This window comes from Candidatus Sarmatiella mevalonica (assembly GCF_016751895.1).
Classification (GTDB): Bacteria; Pseudomonadota; Alphaproteobacteria; order Rickettsiales; family Rickettsiaceae; genus Sarmatiella; species Sarmatiella mevalonica.
On sequence record NZ_JACVVM010000112.1, the window covers coordinates 1 to 2021 of the forward strand.

Below are 2021 nucleotides of genomic sequence, written 5' to 3' on the forward strand. Positions count from 1 at the left end.
GCGATATTGATGCTTTGGACTAACTAATTGATTTAAACTTACCATTGTAATTTGATGCGCTGAAGACATTTGAAAACCTCGTTCTTTTGAGATTTATTATAACAAAAATTACCTCATCTCGCAACGGTCCCAACCGGAATTTATCTATGGATAAAATCAATGTCGATACTGCCTAGAGTATGAGGAGCGCAAAGGAATTTTGACAACAAAATTACCCCACGGAATAGGTTATGCAAGAGGTCTAGTTTTTAGAGAACGAAACTCGGAGTAAAGATGGATATTCGAAATTTTGATTTTATAAAATCACTTTACGAAAGGTCAATGAAATACGCCTCCCGCGCCTTACTCCATTGTCAATTTTCCTTGGAGCGATACCATGTTTCCATTTGTATCTTGCTTCACCTTGAAGCACTAACAAGCTATTAGGTTCTAGGGGTATAGATTTCTTAATATCACCATTTGTCAGATCCATCACGCATCCAGAAGCGAGACTTAATGAACAAATCGTACCTGTAAAACATGGCACGCAATCAATATGAGGAGCAATCCCTTGACCTGGCATATACTCGTTTATTATTACTTGGTCTGGCTTTTCTATGAATATGGAGCCTACGCATAATTTATCGCACAACTCATCTATCCAATGCGGTATTTCCCCTAGATAATAGGATGGATCTATGGATCTCACTGTATAATCATATTTATAACCATAGTGCTGAGTCCTACGTTTTAAATCTAAATTCCAAGTATTGGCATCAATAAGCTGTATCAGTTCACTTGCATATTCAATAGGAATATAGTTCGAGATATATGTAAGCCCAGGAATGTTAGTCTCCTCCTTGAATAAATATTGCTGATTCATAGTCTAAACTCATAAGTTGCAAATTTAGAATAATCATCAATACCGCTTTCATCTTGATGAGTCATTGTATGTTCATATTCTAGATAATCTTTGGGATTAAACTTGTATTTTATTGGCTGGCTTATTCTTAATTCTTGAGCTAACTCATCAAAACGAAACATATTGTTATAAAAATCGGAATCAACTACGGTTATTAAAACTACTCCGTCTCTTTTTAAAATATGTGAAGCTGATATTATAAAATTTCTTACCAAAACATAATTTGCATTTACTCCATTTATCCCTTCTCTGCTACCAGAGTGCGGAAATTGGAAAATGATTGTATCAAAAGCATTGGAGTAAAAATTTTGGTGCAACTCTGTTGCATCCAATTCATGTTAAATCTTTACCCCAGCTTGTTTTAATAATTTAGTATTAAGTTTTGCATACTCAGACAATTCTGAATAATCTTCATATGTAGAAGCTATAAGATTAGGCAATAACTGTAATTTCTTTATTAAGCTAATAATAAAGCTCAAATTTCCTTCACCTACTAAAAGTGTATTACCTTCTTTTATTTTAGATACAAAATCATATTTAGTGATGCTCTTATAAAGCATGTAAAGCTCGTGATCCAAAGCCCTTAGTCCTTTTGCTTTGCTGTAGTAACCTTGCTCTATTTGCTTTAGATTAAGGTCAAATACCTTTGTCCTTAATTCCAGTATTTGTAATGCGCAAGGCAAATCTTCATTATTGATCATATACCTCCGTACTAATATTTATTTGATATAATATTACTATAAACCATGAGCACTAATACTCGGAAGTACCAAATAATAATTTTTTTATTGTGCATTAATTCCTCGCTACTGCAAATTATTAAAACACTCAGAACCAGTCACGCAAAACATTTAACTAACCTATTCAGCATAATTTTTGTGAAAGCTAATTGAACAAAAGCCTTAGCGGATGAAGGGGAAATCTCATAATCCTTGGACAATCTTCTGAAATTACCCAGCCACGCAAACGAGCGTTCCACAAGCCACCGCCATTGCTGAACCTTAAACCCCCTCGTTCCGTCCACCGGCTTGACAATGCTCAGCAAACACCCCTGCGTATGCGCATAAAACCATTTTTGTAAATCACCTTGATACCCCCGATCTGCTAAAACTTTTACCAG

2 protein-coding genes and 1 pseudogene are annotated in these 2021 nt (G+C 35.0%); all 3 read right to left on the reverse strand.

Annotated features, from left to right (window positions below):
- Positions 1-295 precede the first annotated feature (295 nt).
- Positions 296-862, reverse strand: a complete 567-nt coding sequence (locus Sarmat_RS06600; RefSeq protein ID WP_202149957.1) for an alpha-ketoglutarate-dependent dioxygenase AlkB — start codon at positions 860-862, stop codon at positions 296-298.
- A pseudogene (locus tag Sarmat_RS07005) lies at positions 859-1602 on the reverse strand (class I SAM-dependent methyltransferase). Before Sarmat_RS07005 ends, Sarmat_RS06600 begins: the two are co-directional and overlap by 4 nt.
- 137 nt (positions 1603-1739) lie before the next feature.
- The coding region (locus Sarmat_RS06615) for a transposase (RefSeq protein ID WP_202149713.1) at positions 1740-2021 on the reverse strand (282 nt) is incomplete at its 5' end.

Excerpts from the sequence above, each read along its gene's own strand:
- Sarmat_RS06600 (WP_202149957.1), bottom strand. The coding sequence starts at position 862 with ATGAATCAGCAATATTTATTCAAGGAGGAGACTAACATTCCTGGGCTT.